Origin of the sequence: Microbispora siamensis (genome assembly GCF_016863095.1) — a bacterium.
GTDB lineage: Bacteria > Actinomycetota > Actinomycetes > Streptosporangiales > Streptosporangiaceae > Microbispora > Microbispora siamensis.
Genome location: NZ_BOOF01000056.1, coordinates 1 through 20,699, shown reverse-complemented (window position 1 = coordinate 20,699; position 20,699 = coordinate 1). Strand labels below are relative to the sequence as shown.

23 protein-coding genes are annotated in these 20,699 nt (G+C 70.5%); 8 read left to right on the top strand and 15 right to left on the bottom strand.

Annotated elements, in window-relative coordinates; all coding sequences use genetic code 11:
• Positions 1–165 precede the first annotated feature (165 nt).
• Positions 166–942, top strand: coding sequence for an alpha/beta fold hydrolase (locus tag Msi02_RS36735; RefSeq protein WP_204052403.1), 777 nt, complete (start codon positions 166–168; stop codon positions 940–942).
• Positions 943–1,065: 123 nt separating this feature from the next.
• On the opposite strand, the gene Msi02_RS36730 is transcribed toward Msi02_RS36735, so the two are convergent.
• From Msi02_RS36730 to Msi02_RS36715, 4 genes are all read right to left on the bottom strand, one after another.
• Complete coding sequence (locus Msi02_RS36730; RefSeq protein ID WP_204052402.1) at positions 1,066–1,974, bottom strand: NmrA family NAD(P)-binding protein; 909 nt, start codon at positions 1,972–1,974, stop codon at positions 1,066–1,068.
• An 87-nt stretch (positions 1,975–2,061) separates the two neighbouring features.
• Positions 2,062–2,985, bottom strand: a complete 924-nt coding sequence (locus Msi02_RS36725; RefSeq protein WP_239109090.1) for a zinc-binding dehydrogenase — start codon at positions 2,983–2,985, stop codon at positions 2,062–2,064.
• 110 nt (positions 2,986–3,095) lie between these two features.
• Positions 3,096–3,572: a MarR family winged helix-turn-helix transcriptional regulator gene (locus Msi02_RS36720; RefSeq protein WP_079318035.1), complete on the bottom strand. Its 477-nt coding sequence runs from the start codon at positions 3,570–3,572 to the stop codon at positions 3,096–3,098.
• 183 nt (positions 3,573–3,755) lie between these two features.
• Entirely contained in the window at positions 3,756–5,363 is a 1,608-nt protein-coding gene (locus Msi02_RS36715; protein WP_204052400.1) for a serine/threonine-protein kinase, read from the bottom strand.
• Positions 5,364–5,482: 119 nt separating this feature from the next.
• Here Msi02_RS36715 and ligA point away from each other — a divergent pair, with 119 nt between their 5' ends.
• Positions 5,483–7,582, top strand: coding sequence for an NAD-dependent DNA ligase LigA (gene ligA / locus Msi02_RS36710; protein WP_204052399.1), 2,100 nt, complete (start codon positions 5,483–5,485; stop codon positions 7,580–7,582).
• A 21-nt stretch (positions 7,583–7,603) separates the two neighbouring features.
• On the opposite strand, the gene Msi02_RS36705 is transcribed toward ligA, so the two are convergent.
• Positions 7,604–8,068: a hypothetical protein gene (locus tag Msi02_RS36705; protein ID WP_204052398.1), complete on the bottom strand. Its 465-nt coding sequence runs from the start codon at positions 8,066–8,068 to the stop codon at positions 7,604–7,606.
• Positions 8,069–8,170: 102 nt separating this feature from the next.
• Between Msi02_RS36705 and Msi02_RS36700 the strand changes: the two genes are divergently transcribed.
• Complete coding sequence (locus tag Msi02_RS36700) at positions 8,171–8,482, top strand: MarR family winged helix-turn-helix transcriptional regulator (protein WP_204052397.1); 312 nt, start codon at positions 8,171–8,173, stop codon at positions 8,480–8,482.
• 54 nt (positions 8,483–8,536) lie between these two features.
• Here Msi02_RS36700 and Msi02_RS36695 read toward each other — a convergent pair whose 3' ends face one another.
• The 10 genes from Msi02_RS36695 to Msi02_RS36650 form a co-directional block, all read right to left on the bottom strand.
• Entirely contained in the window at positions 8,537–9,850 is a 1,314-nt protein-coding gene (locus Msi02_RS36695; protein WP_204052396.1) for a vanadium-dependent haloperoxidase, read from the bottom strand.
• 144 nt (positions 9,851–9,994) lie between these two features.
• Complete coding sequence (locus tag Msi02_RS36690) at positions 9,995–11,653, bottom strand: TIGR03767 family metallophosphoesterase (RefSeq protein ID WP_204052395.1); 1,659 nt, start codon at positions 11,651–11,653, stop codon at positions 9,995–9,997.
• Between the two features lie 231 nt (positions 11,654–11,884).
• Positions 11,885–12,217, bottom strand: coding sequence for a YnfA family protein (locus tag Msi02_RS36685; RefSeq protein WP_204052394.1), 333 nt, complete (start codon positions 12,215–12,217; stop codon positions 11,885–11,887).
• Positions 12,214–12,924 carry a cation efflux transmembrane domain-containing protein gene (locus Msi02_RS36680; protein WP_204052393.1) on the bottom strand — a complete coding sequence of 237 codons (711 nt, stop codon included), beginning with the start codon at positions 12,922–12,924 and terminating at the stop codon, positions 12,214–12,216. The genes Msi02_RS36685 and Msi02_RS36680 overlap by 4 nt, the downstream gene beginning before the upstream one ends.
• The gene (locus Msi02_RS36675; protein ID WP_275414208.1) at positions 12,921–13,259 is read right to left on the bottom strand and encodes an ArsR/SmtB family transcription factor; all 339 of its coding nucleotides are present in this window, start codon (positions 13,257–13,259) and stop codon (positions 12,921–12,923) included. Before Msi02_RS36675 ends, Msi02_RS36680 begins: the two co-directional genes overlap by 4 nt.
• A 122-nt stretch (positions 13,260–13,381) precedes the next feature.
• Positions 13,382–14,755 (bottom strand): hypothetical protein, encoded by a 1,374-nt coding sequence (locus Msi02_RS36670; RefSeq protein ID WP_204052392.1) that lies wholly within the window; start codon positions 14,753–14,755, stop codon positions 13,382–13,384.
• Positions 14,756–14,843: 88 nt separating this feature from the next.
• Positions 14,844–15,539: a DivIVA domain-containing protein gene (locus tag Msi02_RS36665; RefSeq protein WP_204052391.1), complete on the bottom strand. Its 696-nt coding sequence runs from the start codon at positions 15,537–15,539 to the stop codon at positions 14,844–14,846.
• A 21-nt stretch (positions 15,540–15,560) separates the two neighbouring features.
• A complete protein-coding gene (locus Msi02_RS36660) occupies positions 15,561–15,707 on the bottom strand; it encodes a hypothetical protein (protein ID WP_204052390.1) in 147 nt (48 codons plus the stop codon).
• Between the two features lie 204 nt (positions 15,708–15,911).
• Positions 15,912–16,523 (bottom strand): DUF305 domain-containing protein, encoded by a 612-nt coding sequence (locus Msi02_RS36655; protein ID WP_204052389.1) that lies wholly within the window; start codon positions 16,521–16,523, stop codon positions 15,912–15,914.
• A 77-nt stretch (positions 16,524–16,600) separates the two neighbouring features.
• A complete protein-coding gene (locus tag Msi02_RS36650) occupies positions 16,601–17,014 on the bottom strand; it encodes a DUF6153 family protein (protein ID WP_204052388.1) in 414 nt (137 codons plus the stop codon).
• Positions 17,015–17,296: 282 nt separating this feature from the next.
• On the opposite strand from Msi02_RS36650, the gene Msi02_RS36645 reads away from it, so the two are divergent.
• The 5 genes from Msi02_RS36645 to Msi02_RS36625 all read left to right on the top strand — a co-directional run bounded on the left by Msi02_RS36645 (position 17,297) and on the right by Msi02_RS36625 (position 20,658).
• Complete coding sequence (locus Msi02_RS36645) at positions 17,297–17,530, top strand: heavy-metal-associated domain-containing protein (RefSeq protein ID WP_239109088.1); 234 nt, start codon at positions 17,297–17,299, stop codon at positions 17,528–17,530.
• Positions 17,531–17,671: 141 nt separating this feature from the next.
• Positions 17,672–19,099, top strand: a complete 1,428-nt coding sequence (locus Msi02_RS36640; protein WP_204052386.1) for an MFS transporter — start codon at positions 17,672–17,674, stop codon at positions 19,097–19,099.
• 102 nt (positions 19,100–19,201) lie between these two features.
• Positions 19,202–19,483 carry a metal-sensitive transcriptional regulator gene (locus tag Msi02_RS36635; protein WP_079318080.1) on the top strand — a complete coding sequence of 94 codons (282 nt, stop codon included), beginning with the start codon at positions 19,202–19,204 and terminating at the stop codon, positions 19,481–19,483.
• Positions 19,484–19,507: 24 nt separating this feature from the next.
• Positions 19,508–19,720, top strand: a complete 213-nt coding sequence (locus tag Msi02_RS36630; RefSeq protein WP_079318082.1) for a heavy-metal-associated domain-containing protein — start codon at positions 19,508–19,510, stop codon at positions 19,718–19,720.
• Complete coding sequence (locus Msi02_RS36625; RefSeq protein ID WP_204052385.1) at positions 19,717–20,658, top strand: DUF8832 domain-containing protein; 942 nt, start codon at positions 19,717–19,719, stop codon at positions 20,656–20,658. The genes Msi02_RS36630 and Msi02_RS36625 overlap by 4 nt, the downstream gene beginning before the upstream one ends.
• Positions 20,659–20,699 lie beyond the last annotated feature (41 nt).

Genomic DNA, 20,699 nt, shown 5'->3' with positions numbered 1-20,699 from the left:
ACAGTAGCAAATGATTGGATGAGCCTATAGTTGGTTACTCCTAGCATCCTTGCTGTGCATGCGCGAGAGGACTCGGAGAAGGAGTTGGCGATGACGTCGAGCCGAACGGTGGCAGTGTCTTGCGGGGAGTTGACGTACACCGAGGCTGGGGACCTTGGCGCCCCGGTGCTCGTTCTGCTGCACGGCTGGCCTCAGTCCCGGCGATGCTGGGACCGGCTCATTCCTCTCGCGGCGGACACGCATCGGGTGATCGCCTTCGACCTGCCCGGTATCGGAGACTCCGCCGGCGTTCGTACGGACGGGACCAAGCACCGGATCGCCGCCGTTCTCCACCAGGCACTCGCCAACCTCGGCGTGACAGACGCGGTGCTCGTGGGGCATGACATCGGCGGCATGATCGCTTACGACTACGTCCATCACTACGACGACGCTTCTCGCGCGGTCATCCTGGACGCGGTCATCCCCGGCGTCGACCCATGGAACCGGATCCTGGCGAACCTACGCTTGTGGCACTTCGCGTTCCATGCCACGCCTGATCTCCCCGAGAGCCTCGTCAGCGGTCGAGAGCACGCCTACTTCCGGCACTTCTTCGACCCGCTCACCCATCCCGGCCATCCAATCCCCGCCGAACAGCAACGCGTCTACGCCAAGGCCTACGCCACCCCGGCCGCCCTCACGTCAGGCTTCGACATGTACCGCGCGTTCGCCGCGGACAGCGACCACAACCGTTCACTCGACGCCTGCGCGACGCCGTTGCTCTACCTGCGTGGCGAACACGGCATGCGCATGACCACGACCTCTCTCGACGCCTACCGAGAGGGACTCTCAGCCGCGGGGAACGAAGATCTCACTGTCGGGCTCGTCCCCGACGCCGTCCACTACCTCCCGGAAGAGAACCCGGACGGCACATGGCAAGCGATCACCCGCTTTCTCGGCGCCTGAACCCACCCGCCCGGCGGCCGAGAAGATCAGGGCCGGTAGCCGCTGGGCCGGAACAGAGCGGTTCCGGCCCAGCTTCCTGTCATGTGTCGCACCGGGTCCTGCCCGGCCTGGAACTGCTGCGAATCAGGCCGTGCGTGCGGTCGCGCGGACGAAGTCGGTCACCGAAGCCGGCGTGATCTGTGGGTACCTGTCGTTGTCGAGGACGTCGAATTTGGCCTTTCCGGTCACCATGCACCACTGGTATTGGAGAGCGACATAGTCGAACGGGTTCTGGGTTCGGGCGGCTCGGCGTTCGATCTCCGCGCGCAGCTCGTCGGCGGTGCCGAGGTGCCGCAGCTCCAGGGTGCGGCCCGAGCCGCGCTGGACGGCCTCGTGGAACTGCCGCATCGACAGCACTTCACCGGCGAAACGCAGCGTGCCGGTGGCCTTCGGGTCCAGGGCGACGGCGGCGGTGTAGGCGGCGGTATCGCGCACCGAGGTCAGGTCGAGCGGCTGATCGGGGTCGCCCCAGTGGGACAGGGTGCCCCGATCCCAGTCGACCAGGCCCATGAAACCGACCATCACTTCGTAGAACGCGCCGTTGAGCACGGAGATGACGTCAACACCGGCGTGGGCGTACTCGGCGGCGGCCCGGCGACGCCAGTCGATCATGACGTTGTCGCCGTCCTCCAGCTTGGTCACGTCGATGGCGAAGTCGGAAGGGACGAACCGGCGGGCACCGGCCTTCGCGGCGGCGCGCGCCAGGTTGGCTTGGCCGTCCACGATCACCTCGGGGCCACCCTGCACGGCCGAGATGACGGTGGCGGCGTCGCCGACGGCCTCGGCCAGCGCCTCGGCAGGGTCGGTGATGTCGCCTTCGACCACCTCCAGGCCGCGCGACCGCAGCGCTGTGAGCGCGGTCTTCTTGTCCGTGCCGACGCCTGGCCGCACCAGGGCCCGGACGGGCGCGCCCCGGTCGAGAAGGGCGCTGATGATCTGGCTGCCGAGCAGTCCCGTGGCACCGGCCACGAAGACCTTGGGGAAATTGGACACGTTTACCGGCTCCTTGTTCGGAAACAAATCGGTACTTCACCCAGGCCGGTTACGGCTCTTGGGCGTCTTTGGGGGTCCGCACAGGACTCAGGGAATGAGCAGGGTCTTGCCGAGCGTGTCGCGCGCCTCGACGGCGGCGTGCGCGTCGGCCGCTTTCTCCAGGGGGAACCGCTGGCCGATCACCGGCGTGAGCCGACCGGCGGCGGCCAGGTCGAGCACCTCGGTCACCAACTCGCGGGCGAAGGCGGGCCGACTCCAGATGAGGCCCGCGCTGAATCCGCTGACGGTCAGGCCCCGGCCCATCAGCTGCATGGGCGCGGCCTCCAGCGGCGCGCCGCTGGAGAAGCCGAAAACGACCTGCCGGCCGGAGCCCGGGGTGAGCAGCCCGAGCGCCTCCTGTCCGAGTGTCCCGCCGATGTGGTCGAACACCACCTCCACCGAACCGCCCACCGCCTCACGGACCCGATCGGTCCAGCCGGGCAGCGAGTAGTCGACGACATGGCCGACACCAAGCCTGGTGACGAGGTCGAGCTTGTGTTCACCACGCGCCGCGCCGACGACCGTCGCGCCCGCTCGCGTGAGCAACTGCACCAAAACCGTGCCGACGGCGCCGGCGGCGGCCAGAACCAGCACACGATCACCAGGGGCCACCCGGGCCGCACGAATCAGGCCCTGGGCTGTGGCCCCGTACCGGTAGAGCGCGACGGCGTCGTGCAGGCCGAGCCCCGCCGGAATCGGGATGAGCGAGTCGGCGGGTACGGCGGCCATTTCGGCGTACCCGCCCGTCCCCGAGGTGCTGGCAAGGACCTGAGTGCCGACGAGGGCGGGATCACATCCGGCGCCGACCTCCGCGACCTCTCCAACGATCTCCTTGCCGAGGACGACCGGCAGGTCCTTGCCGCCCAGCGCGCCGCGCATCACTCCCGAGCGCACCTGGGTCTCCAGAAACTGGACGCCGACGGCGGCCACCCGTACGGTGACCTGCCCCGCCCCCGGCCGAGGTTCGGGCACTTCTTCGAGGGTCAAACGGGCTGGTGGCCCGAATTCACGCAGCACAACAGCACGCATGGTGCTCACTCCGTTCAATCGGCGATGCACGGTCCCGTGGACCGGCGGTGAAGTCATGCGCCTTTCTTGATCGCCTCGGCGAAGGCGGCGAGACCGTCGGCGAGATGCTCGATGTCGGACGGTTCCCAGCCCTCCATCAGGGCGGCGACGGCGGCCGTCCGGGCCTTCCAGAGCCGGCGGATGGCGAGCTTGCCCTCCCGCGTGACACTCACCAGCTTCGCCCGGGCGTCGGCTGGGTCAGGCTGCCGCTCGATGAACCCGCGCGACTCCAGGCGCTTCGCGGGGGGCGAGAGCGTGGACTTGTCCACCTCCATCTGCTCGGCCAGCACGGACAACCGCACCGGCGCGTGCAGGGAGATCTGCGCGAGCAGCGTGTAGTCCCCCAGCGACAGCTCCAGCCCGGAGGCCGCCATGATCCGTCGCCGCGTCGCCGGGGCGAACATCCAGTTGCCCACCGTGGCCAGCGCCGCCGCCACACGATCGGTGGCCTCCCGCAGCCGGTCGTCCCCGTTCCCCGGCGTACCTTCCATCCCGCACCCTTACCTTATTGGTTGGTTGGCTCAAACCAACTATATAGCAAGGCGCGAGGGTCCATGCAGCAGATGGTCACGGCCCTTCTCGCGGAGGGCCGTCATCCGCCTGCAGAACATGGTCACCATGTCGCCGCGGACCCCGGTCGCAGCCGCCCGAAGCGGGATCTCCGTGCGGAGTGGTCAGTCCCTGATCAGGAGGCCCTGGAAGGTGACGTCGCCTTCGTCGCCGTCCCATCGGTAGGCGAGCCCTTCGCCGGTGCGGATCAGGGTGATCCTGCCTGCGGCGCACTTGTCCAGCCGGAAGACGAGTGCGGTGCCGGAGCTGCGCGTCAGCGTCAGGCTTCCCCGGCATGAGCTGTTGGTGTCCTTCCAGCTTCCGGTCCGCCTGCCCGGCTCCAGCACGATCTGGACGTCGGTCTCGCTGGTTCCCACGAACTGGTCGGGCACGAGATGGCCTCCCCAGGTGCCGGCGAACGCGGCCGGAACCGTCCCGCCCGGCGTGGTCGACGGCACGGGAGTCGCCTTAGGAGTCGCTGTGGCGTCCCCCGCGGCGTCGTCCGTCGTGACGCTGTCGTCCTGCCCCGCGTCGGCGTCGTCCTGGGTCGCACCGGTGTCGTCCTGGCTCGCGCCGCCGTCGTCCGCGGCGGCTTCCCCAGGCGTGGCGTCGGCGGGCGGCGCCGGTGAGCCGGCGGTCTGCGAGACGGTCGTCGTCGTGGCGGCGCGCGGCGAGGTGGCGGTCGTGCCGTCGGACAGCAGGCGCGGCCCCAGCAGAGCGGCGGTGACCGACACCGCGGCCACGGCGGCCACCGCCCCGGCGACGATCCCGGCGCGGGAAGCCTGCCGACGGCCGCCCGCCCCGGTCGTCTCCGGGCCCGACGGGATCGTCCCGGCCGGACCGGGAGCCGGGAAGTCCGGGAGAACCGCGGTCGTCCCGCCCTGCCGTACACCTTCCGGCCTGGTGGTCGCCGCGGCCGCGCCCGCCTGCAGCGGGTCGGGGGCGGACCCGACGAGTTCCAGCAGCAGGTCGCGGGAGGCCGGCCGGCGCGCGGGATCCTTGGCGAGGCATCGTTCGACCACTCCGCGCAGCGACCGGGGCAGTGCCGAGGCGTCGGGCTCGGCGGTCAGGATCCGGTGCATGACGGCGGGGACGCTGGCGGCGCCGAAGGCCGGGCGGCCCGTGGCGGCGAAGACGATCGTGGCTCCCCAGGCGAACACGTCGGAGGCGGGCGTGGCCGGGTCCCCCGCGATCTGCTCGGGCGCCAGATAGGCCGGGGTGCCGACAGGGCCCGCCGTGATCGTGTCGCTCGCGCTGTGCCTGGCGATGCCGAAGTCCACCACCCGGGGGCCGTCCGGCCCCAGCAGCACGTTGGCCGGCTTGAAGTCCCGGTGCACGATCCCGGCCCCGTGAACGGCCGCAAGCGCCGTGGCCGTGCCGACCGCGAGGCGCTCCAACTCGCCGCCCCGCAGCGGGCCGCCGGAATCGACCCGCTGCTGCAGGGACGGCCCGTCGATGAACTCGCTCACCACGTACGGCATGCGCCCATCGACCACCGCGGTCAGCACCCGGGCGGTGCAGAAGGGCGCGACTCCGCGCATCGCGTCGAGCTCGCGGACCAGCCGCTCCTTCACGGACGAGTCGAGCCCCGACTTGAGCACCTTGACCGCGACCGGTTCACCGTGGGGCGACCGGCCGAGGAACACCACCCCCTGCCCGCCCTCGCCGAGCCGTCCGTTCAGTGTGAACTCACCCAGTACGCGTGGGTCGTCGGGCTCCAGGGGGGTGACCATGGCACCGAACCCTAGCGTCGCGGTACGCCGCACAGGAGCCGGACGCCCGCCGGCCGTAGTCCGGGAAGTCGAGCACGACGGCGGACGCGTTTGTCGGACCCGACCGGCACGATGGCCGCATGACTGAAGCGCCCCCGATCGACGCGATCGCCGACGAGACCGCCTACGCCGAGGCGGTCCAGCTGGCGGCCGACGCGGCCGCGGCCTACTACGGCGACGGCACCTCCTCACTGGACGATGACGCCTACGACAGGCTCGTCCGTGGCATCGCCGCCTACGAGAAGGCCCACCCCGACCACGTGCTGGAGGCCTCGCCGACGGGCAAGGTCGCCGGAGTCGTGGGTGATGTCCCGCACACCGTGCCCATGCTCAGCTTGGACAACGTGTTCGGGCCTGAGGAGCTGGCCGGCTGGACCGCATCGCTGGAACGCAGGCTCGGCCGCCCGGTAACCGCATGGTCGGTGGAGCCGAAGCTGGACGGGCTGGCGATCGCCGCCCGCTACCGTGACGGCCGCCTCGTCCAGTTGGTCACCCGCGGCGACGGGAGCGCGGGCGAGGACGTCTCACACGCGATCGGCACGATCGTCGGCCTCCCCGGGCGGCTGGCCGACCCGGTCACCGTGGAGCTGCGTGGCGAGGTGATGATGACCGCCCGGCAGTTCGAGGAGGCGTGTGCGAAACGGCAGGCGCATGACGGGACCACGTTCGCGAACCCGCGCAGCGCCGCCGCGGGCACGCTGAGGGCGCAGGACCGGCCGTACGTGTGCGAGCTGACGTTCTTCGGGTACGGCGCGTTGCCGCTGCCCGATGACACCTCCGACCTCGCGACGCGGCTGCGGGAGTGGCCGCACAGCCGGGTGATGGACTGGGTTGCCGGGCAGGGTGTGCAGACCACGGCCGGGACCGCGGTCGCCGGGATCGTCGCGACGAGTGTGGAGCAGGTGCAGCAGCGGGTCGAGGAGATCGCGGCCGCGCGGCCGGAGCTGCCGTTCGGGATCGACGGCATCGTCATCAAGGCGGATGACGCGGCGGACCAGGCGCAGGCCGGGTTCGGCTCGCGGGCGCCGCGGTGGGCGATCGCGTACAAGCTGCCGGCCGTGCAGAAGATCACGAAGCTGCTCGGGGTGGAGTGGAACACCGGCCGGACCGGAGTCATCGCCCCGCGGGCGGTCCTGGAGCCGGTGGAGCTGGACGGCTCCGTCGTGACGTACGCGACGCTGCACAACCCCTCCGACATCAAGCGCCGTGGTCTGATGCTGGGGGACAGCGTCGTCGTCTACAAGGCCGGCGACGTGATCCCGCGGGTGGAGTCCCCGGTGGTGCACCTGCGCACCGGCGACGAGCAGCCCATCGTGTTCCCGGAGGTGTGCCCGACCTGCGGCGGTGAGATCGACGCGTCGCAGGAGCGGTGGAGGTGCGTGCGAGGCCGCACCTGCCGCGCGATCGCCTCGATCCGGTACGCGGTCGGCCGCGACCAGTTGGACGTGGAAGGACTGGCCGACAACCGCATCCAGCAGATGCTGGACGCCGGGTTGATCGCCGACTTCGGCGACCTGTTCTTCCTCACCCGCGAGCAGCTACTGGGCCTGGAGCGGATGGGGGAGGTGTCCACCGGCAACCTCCTGACCGCCATCGACAGGGCCAGGACCAGACCGCTGAGCCGGGTGTTCTGCGCGCTCGGGGTCAGGGGGACGGGACGCTCGATGAGCCGCCGCATCGCCCGGCACTTCGGCAGCATGGAGGCCATCCGTGCGGCCGACGCGGAGGAGTTCCAGAAGGTGGACGGCATCGGCCCGGAGAAGGCGCCCGTGATCGTCGCCGAGCTGGCCGAGCTGAGCGACCTCGTCGACAAGCTCGTCCGCGCCGGGGTGAACATGGTCGAGCCCGGCGTGGCGGCGGTGGCCGGTGACGAGGGCGGCACGACCACCGCGGCGCCGGGCGGAGACGAACCCGGTGCTCTGCCACTGACCGGGATGACGGTCGTGGTCACGGGCGCGATGAGCGGGCAGCTGGCGGCGTTGTCCCGCAACCAGATGAACGAGCTCGTCGAACAGGCCGGAGGCCGGGCGTCGTCCAGCGTTTCGGCGAAGACCTCGTTGGTCGTCGCGGGAGAGAACGCGGGGTCTAAGCGGGCGAAGGCCGAATCCCTCGGCGTGCGGATCGTCTCCCCGGAGGAGTTCGCCGAGATGGTCGCGCAGCTTCTGCCGGGCAGGCGGTGACCCGGCTCATTCGGGGCGCGGTCAGGTGGCCTCACCCAACTGTTCGGCCAGCCGCTCCAGGCCGCCCCTGATGAGCCGCCCGTACTCGTCGTCGCCGAGCGCGCCGATCGTGGCCCGCGCCTGCTGGAGGTGCTCACGGGCGCGGCCGAGATCGCCCAGCTTGCGATAGCACTCACTCAGGTTCAGGTGCAACGACGGATACAAGCCGGCCACTGAAAGCGGCACGCCGGCTTGGGCCACCCGCTCATCGGTGACGAGATCGGCGGCGGCAAGCGCCCGCAGATCCCAGATCAGCTCCTGGTGCACGTCGTCCTGCACGTCGGCCATCGAGTGGGCAAGGACGCAGACATGCAGCGGGTCGCCTTGCTCGCCGCCGATGTCGTCCCAGATCTGCGCGAACAAGTCGCGAGCGGCTTCACGCTGACCTCGGTGGTGATGCAACTCCACCCCTTGGCCGATCCGGGTCATCGTCGGGTCGGTGGTCATGAGCATCTCCTGCACCGTCGCGGGCGATGGCGGTCAGCCTACTTGCCTGACGGGTGGTCCAGGGATCGGTGAAGTACGGCTCGCTGGTGCCGGCTCGCCCAGGTGTTCGACCTTGTGGGGCCGCTGTACCGGCGTGCCTTCCGCAAGGTGGAGCAGGACACGGCGATCGAGGGGCTGTCGGTAGGGGTGCGGGCCGTGCTCACCATGCTCCGCGAGCACGGCCCGATGACCGTTCCTCAGATGGGACGGACCCAGGCGTTGAGCCGCCAGTTCGTCCAGCGCACGATCAACGACGCGGCCGCGCGGGGCCTGGTCGAGTTCGTCCCCAATCCGGCGCACAAGAGGTCCTCGCTAATCCGCCTGACCCAGGAGGGCCGGAGCGCCATCACAGCCGTGGCCGTCTGCGCATCCTGACCAGCGGGAAGGCCGGCTTTCCTGAGCACACCGGGCAACAGCGGCCGCACGGCTCTACCGGCTCCTCGGCCTCGGCTTGAAGTAGTGCGCGATCATGTAGGCGGTGACCTGCGCGCCGATCTTCGCGCCCTGCACGTCCGCGGTGCGGGTGTGGATACCACCCCAGATGCGGGCCTCGACGACCTCGGCGAGCGCCTGGGAGAAACCGCGGAAATACCTGGTGGTGCCCGAGTCGGCGCTGTAGCCGCTGAAGGGGATGTCGTCCCGGCCGAAGAAGTGCCGCAACGCCGACATGCTCGCCGCCGTGAAACAGGTGTGCCCGGACGTGTAGTCGGGGTGCGGCGGCGTGACGAGCAACGGTGTCCATTCGGGGTCGGCGGCCGTCGCCGGGTTGTCGTCCGTGTCGGCCAGCCGGATCGCGGTGACCGGCCGCCAGAAGTTCCATGCCGCCTTCTCATTGTAGCAGGCGATCGTGGCGTCGGCCTCGGCCAGGTCGACCATGGCGAACATCCGCGCCGTCTGAAGAGTGTTCAGGCGCTGCCGCGTCGCGAGCTGACGCTTGATCTCCCATTCGGCCAGATGCCGGTCGTGCCACCAGATCGCGGCCTGCGTCTGGTCGGCCGTCCTGACCGTGCTGGTCGCCGAGCCGACCGTCTTGACCTCGTTGAAGTCCCGGGCGTACTGGCGGCTGGTGAGCGCCGGCGGGCCGGACGTACGGAAGATGGACGCGCTGGGGATGAGGAACGGCTTGAGGTGACCGACCCATGCCCCGTCCGAGGCGAACGTGGGCGGCGTCGGCCGCCACTGACCAGGGCGGGTGCCCACGGGCCAGGTCTGGTCACCGAACGCCCCGTCGTTCCGCCGCGCTGCGATCATCGCATCGGCCGCCTGAGCGCCCACGGTGATTCCACGCTGTTTCGCCGTGCCGTCGGGTATCGCGCCCAGCGACTCGTCGTACTCGGTCTTCAACCTCGCCTGCTGGTCGGGGAACAGCGCTTGCAACACCAGGTAGCCCGCGGTCGCGACGGCCGCGTCCGTCGATTCGGTGCCGTCGGCGGCCGGTGCGGCCAGGTACGGCTGGTAGGGAGCGCCGGCGATCGCGTTCACCGCGTCGTAGACCGCTCCGTGCACCATCGCGAAGCTGCGTGCCTGGACCTGCGGCTGCTGACGGGCGATGTCCCAAATCGCGGTCTGGGCGTTACGGTCCCAGACGATGACGGCGTTGGCGGAGGAGCCCGAATCCCGCGCGTACGCGGGGGGCGACCCGAGCGTGATCGGCGACCCGGCGGCGATGACCCCGGCGACGGCCGCCCAGACGACCGCGGGTCGCAGAGTGGCCGGCCGACATGCAGCAAATAGGCTCAACATGAACGCAAACTACTATGCGGCTAAAAAACGTTACAGTGGCCGACCATTCTGGGGATATTCGCCATGCAGATTCGGCGATTTCCGGCACGGCCAATATGCCCGCTCTGCCACCTTCGCGGGCAGCCGGTGCCCGCAGACGCGCCGTCAGTGCTTCTTCAACAGAAGCTCGGTGTTGCGGTCACCGGGCAGGCCCGCCAGCCCGCTCCGCATTCCGGGGGAGTTGAACGAGAGCTCCCGGTAGAGCGCGGCCAGGCCATTTTGGGACAGATCGGTGAAGTCGGTGCGGTGTGGCGCGGCCGACTCCACCAGCGTGGTGAACAGGGACAGCGTCCCGTCGTGATTGTCGGCCAGTTCGACGACTCTTGCCAGCTGCGGGTAATCGACGTGGGAGGCGGTGGAGATCTCCCAGAAGCCGCCATGAGGGACGATCTTGTTGAGGTGGGAGTGGCCGTTGATCCACGCGGCCACGTTGCCGTGCTTCCTCAGCGCTGCCAGCAACTCCTGCCCGCCGTGGCGCTTCTCGTGCGGGCGGGCCGGATTGGGGGCGAGGTTGGTCATGGCCCAGCTCGGGTGATGACTGAAGATCAACGCGGTGTCGTCGGCGTGGGTCTTCAGGGTCCGCTCCAGCCAGGCCAGCTGCCGGGTGCCGACCGATCCGCGGTAGTCGCCGCCGCGGTCGGTGGTGTCCAGGCTGATGCCGACGACCCCGTCGGCGATCCGGAAGGAGTAGTCCAGCCGGCCGCTGTCGAGATTGTCCCGCGTGTAGCCGTGGCCGACGGGTCCCGAGCCGGTGTACGCCGGGTCGAGGTGAGCGGCGATGTAGGCGTGCGGGCTCAGCGGGGCGCGGCGCTCGTCGGCGGTGACCGTGCGGGCCTTGCCCCTGTAGCGCTTCCACGCGGCACGGAAGTGGGCGCCCGTGGGGTCTCCCCGGCGCAGTGCCCGGTAGACGGCGCCGGCCTCGGAGGCGGGCAGGGCGTACAGCTTGCGCGAGCCGGTGGCCAGGTCGGCGAAGAAACCCCCGGCCGCGGAATAGGCGCCGCCGAAGAGCTGGTCGTGATTGCCGATGGTGGAATACCACGGTATGGCCAGGCCGGGGCTGCTCACCTCGCGGATGGCCGCCTCCAGGAAGCCGTCCAGGCGGGGGAACCCTACCCGCTTGTCGATGTCGCGCATGCCGGAATCGGGCTGCCAGTAGAGGCCAAGGCCCGAGTTCTGCACGCCCTCGTACGCGCCGGGGTCACCGGTGTTGGGGGTGAAGCGGCCGCCGGTCATGGCGGTGAGGAACCACTCCAGTTCGATCCGGGAGTTGTTGTCGGTGTTGTCACCGGTGGTCATGACGAAGCCGATCGGCGCCCGGGTGGCCGGGCCGTACCGCAGGGCGTTGACCTGTTCGATCAATGAGACGGCGCCGACGGCGGTCAACGCCTCCTGCGGGCGCCAGGAGCCCATGTCTCCGGCGCGCAGGAACTCGTAACGCTGCGGGTTCTGCACGTCGGTGATGTGCAGGTCGGTGAACTGGACGAAGCAGGCCAGCGCTGTGCGTCGTTCGGCCCTGCCCTTCTTGGCCTCGGCCAGTTCGGTGCGTGTCACCCGCCGCCAGCCAGGGCCGTCGGACAGCCTGCGGTATCCGCCGGTGCCGTGCGGTCCGGCGACGGTGTGGACCGTCGTCATGGGCGTCGTGGTCGAGGGCGTCACGGCCGAGGAGGCGGCCGGGGTGGAGGAAAGCGCGATCTCCAGCGCGACGCCCGTCGTGGTCATTCCGGAGGCGAGCAGGAAGGCGCGGCGGCTGAGGGCGGGACCCATGATGCTCCCAGTGGTGGCGTCGAGGGATGCGTCCACTGGGAATGTTTGACAGCGGGAATGACTCCCGGCCTAACACGGCTGAAACGCTGTCCAGCCATATATGGCCTAGAAATAGCCGTAGGTGATATGGACACCTGGGGGCAGCGGGCCGGAAGCCTGTCGCTTTCCCCCCGTTCAAAAGAGCGCGGTCTCGAGTTCGCGAGCGGATTGATCCACCCTCACCGTGCTCGGTCAGCCACGTGGCGCGTACATGATGATCAGGACGCCGGCCAGGCAGACGAGCGCACCGACGACGTCCCAGCGGTCGGGCCGGAACCCGTCGACCAGCATGCCCCAGGCCAGGGATCCGGCGATGAAGACACCACCGTAGGCGGCCAGGATGCGGCCGAAGTTCGCGTCCGGCTGGAGCGTGGCGACCAGTCCGTACAGGCCGAGCGCGATCACGCCGCCGCCGATCCACAGCAGGCCACGCTGCTCTCGTACGCCTTGCCAGACCAGCCACGCTCCGCCGATCTCGGCGAGGGCGGCCAGGACGAAAAGCAGCAGGGAACGGATGACTGTCATGGCCGATGGTACGGGTCGTCCTGGGTGGGGGAGCAGCACGGGTCGGCGCACCCGTCGGACGAGGCGGACGAAGTGAGCGCGGGAGCGGCGCAGCAGGCGTCGCCGCGCCAGGCTTCGCGGCCTTCCTTGACCGCCACGGCGGCGATGACCAGGGCGGCGATCGGGTCGGCCCAGGACCAGCCGAAGGCACTGTTGAGGGCGAGCCCGGCGAGCAGCACCGCCGACAGGTAGGTGCACATCAGGGTCTGCTTGGAGTCGGCGACCGCCGAGGCGGAGCCGAGCTCGCGGCCGGCGCGGCGCTGGGCGTACGACAGCAACGGCATGATCACCAGTGAGAGGGCGGCCAGGATCAGGCCGGGAGTGGAGTGCTCGGCCTCACCGGCGCCGAGCAGGGCGCGTACGGCGTCGACGGTGACGTAGGCGGCCAGCGCGAAAAAGGAGATCGCGATGATCCTCAGCGCGGTCTTCTCCCGCGCCTGGTGGTCGGTCGCGGAGAACTGCCAGGCCACCGCGGTGGCGGAGGCGACCTCTACGACGGAGTCCAGGCCGAATCCGACCAGTGCGGCCGAGGAGGCGAGGGTGCCGGCGGTGACGGCGACGACGGCCTCGATGACGTTGTAGGTGATGGTCGCGGCCACCAGCAGCCGGATGCGCCGCCGGAGCATGTCGCGGCGGGCCGAGGCCGGGCCGAGCGAGATCGAGGTCATCGGCAACAGCCTTTCTCGTCCGCGTCCACGCACGTTCGGTCGGCGGCAACCGCGATCACCGCGGTGCGCAGGTCGTCCAGCGCGTGGCCGAGCCGCTCGTCGGCCAGCTCATAGCGGGTACGGCGGCCGACGGGCACGGCCACGACCAGGCCGCAGTCACGCAGGCAGGCCAGGTGGTTGCTCAGACGGGTGCGGGAGATCTCAAGCAGGTCGGCCAGGTCGGCCGGGTGGGCCGGAGCCTCACGAAGCGCGATCAGGATGCGGCAGCGGATCGGGTCGGCCAGGGCACGGCCGAACCGGGCGAGCATGTCGATGTCGGAGGCGATGGTGTCCACGCCTCGATAGTACAGAGCATCCTGAATTCAGGAACTCCTGAACCATAGGCTGCCGCCCTGTGCCGCGCGAGCCGCGGTGACGGGCCTTCGTGCGGGAGATGCGGGAGACGAGGCGGGTGGCGTCAGTCGCCGTCCGCGGTATGGGTGGACGCGACGAGTTCGGGCCGGTGGGTGAGGGCGGTCAGCAGGGTGCGGCGTTGCCGGTCGCTGAGGTCGGCGATGTGCTCTTTGGCGCCCACCCCGGTGGCGGTGATCAGGTCGCGCACGGTGGCGGGGGTGGCTCCGGGCAGGGCGCGCAGGATCCGCCGGATCGGGGTGTGCTGGGTGACCGGGTCGGTGCGCCGGAAGACCTCGGCCAGGCTGATCCGCCCTGAGCGGACCGCATGGCTGAGTTCGTTCCTGCTCAGCGGAGGCGGTGCCGCGCGCCGCTCCGCCGCCTGAGTCGCCGGGCCGTCTGCCGGTGGGGTCCGCTCGGCCGGGCGAGCGGAGGCCGGGGCTGCCGCCGCCGGGGGCGGGAACGATGGGCTCGGCGAGCGCCGGGGCGGTGCGGGGAGCGTGGTGAGGCGCTTGTCCTGCCCGGTCTGATGACCGCCATCGCGTGGGGTGGGGGCCGGTGGCGTGGCCATGCCGGCGGCGTCGCGAGGGGCGGTGAGCAGGCGCGGCGGCTCTTCCTCTTCACCGAGAGTGTGGGCGGTGGCCAGCAGGAGCCCGGCTCCGGCGGCCGTGGTGGCGGCGATGGCGATGTGCCGCCGCGACAGCCGTCCGCCTTGCTGTCTGCTCGCGGCGAGTTTCATCCCGACGACGGCGGTCCTGCACAGCACGCCCATCACCATGGCCAGCAGGATCGGCACCAGGTGGTCGGGCAGGGGGCTGAAGGTCGCGATCGCCACGCCGACGGCCGGGCTGAGGCAGGCCACGACCAGCCAGGGCAGCAGGCGCTGCTTGGCGATGTCGAGCAGCGCCGCCAGCGCGAGGCCCTCGCTGGCCGAGTGCACGACCAGCGCGATGATGACCACGACGGAGGCGGTCAGGGCCAGGGCGGCGCCTTCCACGGCGCGGTGCAAGGTGAGTGCGGCGGCGGCGCCCATGCCGCCGAACACCGCTGCGTCGATTCCTTGTTTGACCCGGCGGTGCAGCCCGGGAGCGTGCAGGGCGGCGCGGGGTGGTTCGTCGTCCGGGCACGCGCAGCCGCGGCGGGTGAAGTAGGTGATGACCGCGAAGCCGAAGCCGGCGGACAACGCGAGCACCCAGGCGGGGACGCCGGCCTCGTGGGCCTCTTCCCACGCGTCCGGTGCCAGGTCGACCAGCGCCGTGACCAGCATCATCGCCGAGGCGATGACCAGCCAAAGACTCATCCGCGCGGAGTTGCGGCGGGCCAGGAACGCGCCGATCAGGGTGGAGGCGCACACCAGCAGCACCGCCCCCATCACCTCCTGCCGGGGCGGTGCGAGGTCCAGCACCGGCCGTGCGGCCCACACCAGCGCCAATGGCGGCATGCGCGACTACCTCCTGAACGGGAGAGGGAACCAACGGATGACCGGGTCGGGGGAGGGGTGCGGTGTGTCGGGTGGTCGGTGGCGCGGCTCAGCCGGGAGCGGCCTCGCCCGCCGACCGCCGGTCTGCGGCGCTGCCGCCGGGGTCGCACAGCTCGTCGAGCAGCGTGTGGAGCCGCTCCAACTGCGCGTCGACCGTGTCCTTGAGGCCGCTGCCGAAGGTGGCGATGAAGGTGTGCAGGCTGTGAACCTGACTTTCCAAGGCCTGACGCGAGACGGCCTGGTCATGCGGGGCGGCCGCGGTGCTTTCCAGCTGCTCGGCTCTGATGCGGGCCTGGGCCACCAGGGCGTCTGCTTCCCGGCGTGCCGCGGCCAGTGTCTGGTCGGCGGCCTGACCGGCCGCCTCGACGATGCGGGCCAGACTGTCGCCGACGGCGGCCGGCACGTGCCGCGAGTCATCGCCGGGGCCGTCCGCGAGGCCGGCGATGCGGGCCCGCAGAGCCTCGTTGTCCCGCAGCACGCTGATCAGGGTCGCTTCCACCAGCCCGAGGAACCGGTCGACCTCGGCCAGGTCGTAGCCCTCCCGTAGCCGCACCACGGTGAACACCTGGTTGCGGATGTCGGCGGGCGTCAGCAGACCCGCCGCCCCGCGTGGGTCCAGGTGCCCCGGCCTCGGCGATTGGGGGTCCAGGATCACCACGCCGTGGCCCTGCCCGTTCACCTGCCTGTGCTCGTGGCCGTCATGCCCGTGCCCATGGTCGTGCCCGTGCTCGTGTCCGGCGCCCATGCTCGCCTCGCCCCCCTCGGCCTAGGCGTGGTGAGAGGAGTGGCAGGAGCCGCCTTCGCGCGTGTGATCGTGCCGGCCGGGGTGCTGCTCGGCGTCCGGGCCGGGGCGGCAGGCGTCGGTTCCGGCGCGGGAGGACACGGTGCGGTCGGGGGTGGGGGCGGATGCCATGAGCTACCTCCGGGATGAGTGCCGATCTACGATTCTTACTTTCAGTAGTTATCCAATTACCGCACGCTTACACATGTGAGCAACCAGGCAACTATCGATCGCCAATCCCGAGGCGATGCCGGCCAACCGCGTTCTGTACGCCACGAGCGCGCCGGGCCCAGCGTGGATGGGCGGCGAGGCGCACTCGCCGCCCATCCCCCGGACCTACCGCAGGAGCTGCTTCATCCTGGTGATCTCCGCCGACTGGCTGGAGACGATGGAGGCGGCCATCTGCTTGGCCGGCTCATAGACGCCGGCCGCCTGCTCCTGCTCGGCCATGGCGACGGCGCCTTCGTGGTGCTGGATCATCATGGTCAGGAACGCCTTGTCGAAGGCGGCGCCCTTGAGACCTTCCAGCTTCTTCATGTCCTTGGCGGACATCATCCCCGGCATGCCGTGGTCCATCGGCATGGTGCGCCCGCCGGGCACCTGTACGCCCCAGCTCGTGAGCCAGCCGCTCATCGTCCGGATCTCGGGATCCTGAGCCGCTTCGATCTTCTTGGCCAGCTCCTTGACCTGGCTGCCGGCGGCATGGTCTTCGGCCAGCTTCGCCATCTCCACCGCCTGGCGATGATGGGGGATCATCATCTGGGCGAACATGACGTCCTCGTCATTGTGGTCGGCTACCGGGCTCGTCGCCGGAGCCGGTGTCGCCGGCATGGCCGACGTGGCGGTCATGGCGGGCACGGTGTGGTCGCCGGTATCGGTGGAGCCGCAGGCGGTGCTCAGCAGGCCGGCCGCCGTGAGAACGGCCGCGGGAACGACGATGCGCTTCATGAACGAACACCCTCCGTGTTCATCGAGGTGAAAAGGAGCCGGCGCTCGACGGTCGGGCAGACCGCCGAGTGCGGCTTCTACACCCGGATCACGCAGAGTTGGGCGAGGGTCGGTCCTCGGGGGCGGGCGGTGGGCCCGCGCGGCAGCCTCCGGAGGAGGGGCCGCTTCGACATCGGCACGGCCCAGCCGAGCACCGTCACGACGGCGACGAGCGTGAGGCCCACTCCGGCCAGCAGGAAGGCGAGGCAGACCTGACCGCCCGAGTGGCCATCGTGGGAGGAGCCGTGCCCGTCCTGACGGTGGCTGTCGAGCGACATGGGCATGCCGGTGCCGGCGGCGTGCCCGAGCTCCATGGTGAGAACGCTCGGAACGGGTGCCGGTCCAGGTGAGGGCTGAATCCCGTGCATGGTGAGCAGCCCGCACATGACGGCGGCAACCAGCAGCAGCCCGCCCAAGGGGGCGAGCCTGCGAACCGCGTTGCCAGTCGTCACCGACGTCACACTATCGGCCGTCGCCGCCGGTCCCTGTGCCTGGTTCCCGTGTCTGTTCCCTGCGCCCGGCGATGTGGTCGTCGCGTGCATCGTGCGCGCACGGTGCGGAGACGATGTGCCCGCTCCGCGGTCTCACAACCATCCGGGTCCCCGGCCTGGAGCGGTTTACACCCCCTGGGGGTATGTTATCGTCACTGACGGCAGATACCCCATGGGGGTAAAGGCGTAAGGAGGACTGGCATGTGCACTGCATGTGCGTGCGGCACGGAATCGGCTCAGGCTGTGGCGGCCGCTGAGGCGGGCGCGGCGGACGGCAAGGTCTATTCGGTGAGCGGGATGACCTGCGGCCACTGCGTCTCCTCGGTGTCCGGGGAGATCGGCAAGGTCGGCGGCGTGACCGGGGTGGTCGTCGACCTGCCGGCGGGCGCGGTCACCGTCAGCGGCTCGGGATTCACCGACGAGGAGATCCGCGCCGCGGTGGAGCAAGCCGGCTACCAGCTGGCGAGCCGGTCCTAGCGGCGGATCGAGCCCCGAAGAAGGCGGTGGGCGTGCACTGGCATGCACGCCCACCTGCGGGGCCGGTCCGATTCGGCATCACACCCAACCCTCTACCGCATCCTCCCATCGCGGGGCGGATGCGAAGAACAGGAGTGCGGCATGAACGCCGTCAATCCGCGCAGGTGGCGGGCGCTGATCGTGCTCGCCGCGGCGCAGTTCATGGTCATCATGGACACCTCGATCATCGGGGTCGCCTTGCCCGACATGCAGCGCGACCTGGGATTCTCCCCGGACGCACTGCAGTGGGTCTTCAACGCCTACGTCATCGCCTTCGGCGGCCTGCTGCTGCTCGGCGGACGCCTGTCCGACCTGTTCGGCGCTCGCAGGATCTTCACCATCGGCTGGCTCATCCTGATCGCCGGGTCGGCCGTGGCCGCCGCGGCGAGCAGCCCGTGGATGGAGATCCTCGGCCGTGGTGTGCAGGGCGTCGGCGGCGCGCTCATCGCCCCGGCCTCGATGACCCTGCTCATGATGCTCTTCTCGCACGATTCGCGGGAGCTCGGCAGGGCCATGGCCCTGTACGGCGCCGCGGCCCCGGCCGGTGGCACCGCCGGGGTGTTCCTCGGCGGAGTCATCACCGAGTATCTGAGCTGGCCGTGGGTGTTCATCGTCTACATCCCCATCGGCATCGCCACCCTGCTGGCCGTGCCCCTGCTTCTGCCCGCGGTGGCCGGCAGGCGGGGCTCCGTGGACGTGCTCGGCGGCGTCGCCGTCACCGCCGGGATAGCCCTGGCCGTGTTCGCCATCGTGCGGGCGCCGGAACAGGGCTGGGGCTCCGCCGCCACGCTGCTGGAACTGGCAGGGGTGGTCGTGCTGCTCGCGCTGTTCCTGCTCGTGCAGCGCGTGATCCGGGAGCCGCTCATGCCGCTGGGGATCTGGCGCACCCCCGGGCTGGCCGTCGCCAACCTGGCGATGGCGCTGCTGGGCGCGGCCTGGATCCCGATGTGGTACTTCCTCAACCTCTACCTGCAGCAGGTCCTCGGCTACAGCGCCTTCCCCAGCGGAGCGGCCCTGCTTCCCATGACGATCGCGATCATGATCTTCATGATCGGGATCACCGCCCGGCTGCTCGGCAGGTTCGGCGCCAAGCCGCTGATCGTCATCGGGCTCGCCGTGCTGGCCGCGGGGGTGGCCGGGCTGTCCCTGGTCCGGCCGGACGGGACCTTCGTCGCCGACGTGCTGCCCGCCTCGCTGGTCGCGGCGGTGGGGATGTCCCTGGCCTACATCCCCGCGATGATGTCGGCGATGTCCGGCGCGCGACCCGAGGAGAGCGGGCTGGCCTCGGGCATCGTCAACACCACCTACCAGATCGGCTCGGCGCTCGGCCTGGCCGTGATGACCGCGCTCGCCACGAGCGGGGGAGCGGCCGCGGTGGACGGCCCGGCGGCGCTCACCGACGGCTTCCAGGCGGCCTTCGCCGGCGCGGCGGTCGTGGCAGCGGCCGGCGCCGTACTCACCCTGCTGCTCATGCGGAGGCCCGCATCGGCAGCACCCGCCGAGACGGACGCCCAGGCAGTGCGGGTGTAGCTCCCACCGAGCGGGCCCGCCCCTCCGTGGCGGTGGGCCCGAAATACCCTAGGGGGGTACGGTGTTCAATAGAGACAGCGAACCTCAGAGCAAGGCGGGGAGATGGCCGGATACACGGGGACCAAGGAAGACCACCTCAGGCGGCTGCGCCGGATCGAGGGGCAGGTCCGCGGACTGCAGCGGATGGTCGAGGAGGACAAGTACTGCATCGACATCCTCACCCAGGTCTCGGCCGCCAACAGGGCGCTCCAGGCGTTCGCCCTGGAACTGCTGGACGAGCACATGGCGCACTGTGTCGCCGAGGCCATCGCCAAGGGCGGCACCGAGGCCGACCTCAAGATCAAGGAAGCCTCCGACGCCGTCGCCCGTCTCGTCCGTTCCTGATCGATCTCACGAAGGAGAAGCGTCATGACCACAGCCACCTACACCGTCACCGGCATGACCTGCGGCCACTGCGTCAGCTCGGTCAAGGAGGAAGTCGGCGAGGTTCCCGGAGTCACCGGTGTCGAGGTCGATCTGGCCACCGGGCTGATGACGGTCGAAAGCGACAGCCCCCTCGACACGGCCCGGATCAGGGCCGCCGTCGAGGAGGCCGGATACGAAGTGGCGGACAAGCGATGAACACTCCGGCCCGGCTGGGCGCCTATGTCCTCGGCCTCGCCGTGGTCTTCGCGGGAGCGTTCGGCGTCGGCGGCGCGGTCGGCGCGACCGGACCGGCGCCCGCGAAGAACGGACACGGGGGCCACGCGACCCCCTCACCGGCCGCGCAGAAGACGGAACACGTACCGGGAGGACTCCAGGTGTCCCAGAATGGCTACACCCTCACCCCGCAGACCACGACCATCACCCCCGGGACGGAGACCGAGTTCCGGTTCACCGTGAACGGCCCCGACGGCCGGCCGGTGACCGCCTACGAGACCGAGCACGAGAAGAAGCTGCACTTCATCGTGGTCAGCCGGGATGCGACCGTCTTCCGGCACCTGCATCCCGAGCTGTCCGGCGAGGGGATCTGGTCGGTGCCGCTGACGCTGCCCGACGCCGGCGCCTACCGGGTCTTCGCCGACTTCGCCCCCCAGGGCGGGGAGGGGCTGACCCTCGGCGCCGACCTGTACGCCGCCGGCGACTACGCGCCCCGGCCGCTCCCGGCGCCCAGCCGTACGGTGACGGTCGACGGATACACGGTCCGGCTCGACGGCACCCTCACCCCGGGTGCCGCGAGCAGGCTCACCGCCGAGATCAGCAGGGACGGCAAGCCCGTCACCGACCTGCAGCCCTACCTCGGGGCCTACGGGCATCTGGTCGCGCTGCGCGTGGGCGACCTCGCCTACCTGCACGTCCACCCCGACGGCGCTCCGGGTGACGGCGTCACCCCCGCCGGCCCCGGCATCACCTTCTACGCCGAGGTTCCCAGCGGCGGCGACTACCGGCTCTTCCTCGACTTCCAGCACGACGGAACCGTGCACACCGCCGCGTTCACCGTACGGGCGGAGCAGCCGTCCGGGGCGGTTCCCACCGCCACGGCGGACCACGGTGCCGAGCACTCCCACTCCGGACACTGACATCGGGCATGACGCGGGAAGGAGAGACGATGGCCCCCATC

Excerpts from the sequence above, each read along its gene's own strand:
- Msi02_RS36720 (WP_079318035.1), bottom strand. The coding sequence starts at position 3,572 with ATGGAAGGTACGCCGGGGAACGGGGACGACCGGCTGCGGGAGGCCACC.
- Msi02_RS36715 (WP_204052400.1), bottom strand. The coding sequence starts at position 5,363 with ATGGTCACCCCCCTGGAGCCCGACGACCCACGCGTACTGGGTGAGTTC.
- ligA (WP_204052399.1), top strand. The coding sequence starts at position 5,483 with ATGACTGAAGCGCCCCCGATCGACGCGATCGCCGACGAGACCGCCTAC.
- Msi02_RS36705 (WP_204052398.1), bottom strand. The coding sequence starts at position 8,068 with ATGACCACCGACCCGACGATGACCCGGATCGGCCAAGGGGTGGAGTTG.
- Msi02_RS36695 (WP_204052396.1), bottom strand. The coding sequence starts at position 9,850 with ATGTTGAGCCTATTTGCTGCATGTCGGCCGGCCACTCTGCGACCCGCG.
- Msi02_RS36690 (WP_204052395.1), bottom strand. The coding sequence starts at position 11,653 with ATGGGTCCCGCCCTCAGCCGCCGCGCCTTCCTGCTCGCCTCCGGAATG.
- Msi02_RS36685 (WP_204052394.1), bottom strand. The coding sequence starts at position 12,217 with ATGACAGTCATCCGTTCCCTGCTGCTTTTCGTCCTGGCCGCCCTCGCC.
- Msi02_RS36680 (WP_204052393.1), bottom strand. The coding sequence starts at position 12,924 with ATGACCTCGATCTCGCTCGGCCCGGCCTCGGCCCGCCGCGACATGCTC.
- Msi02_RS36670 (WP_204052392.1), bottom strand. The coding sequence starts at position 14,755 with ATGCCGCCATTGGCGCTGGTGTGGGCCGCACGGCCGGTGCTGGACCTC.
- Msi02_RS36665 (WP_204052391.1), bottom strand. The coding sequence starts at position 15,539 with ATGGGCGCCGGACACGAGCACGGGCACGACCATGGGCACGGGCATGAC.
- Msi02_RS36660 (WP_204052390.1), bottom strand. The coding sequence starts at position 15,707 with ATGGCATCCGCCCCCACCCCCGACCGCACCGTGTCCTCCCGCGCCGGA.
- Msi02_RS36655 (WP_204052389.1), bottom strand. The coding sequence starts at position 16,523 with ATGAAGCGCATCGTCGTTCCCGCGGCCGTTCTCACGGCGGCCGGCCTG.
- Msi02_RS36640 (WP_204052386.1), top strand. The coding sequence starts at position 17,672 with ATGAACGCCGTCAATCCGCGCAGGTGGCGGGCGCTGATCGTGCTCGCC.
- Msi02_RS36635 (WP_079318080.1), top strand. The coding sequence starts at position 19,202 with ATGGCCGGATACACGGGGACCAAGGAAGACCACCTCAGGCGGCTGCGC.
- Msi02_RS36630 (WP_079318082.1), top strand. The coding sequence starts at position 19,508 with ATGACCACAGCCACCTACACCGTCACCGGCATGACCTGCGGCCACTGC.
- Msi02_RS36625 (WP_204052385.1), top strand. The coding sequence starts at position 19,717 with ATGAACACTCCGGCCCGGCTGGGCGCCTATGTCCTCGGCCTCGCCGTG.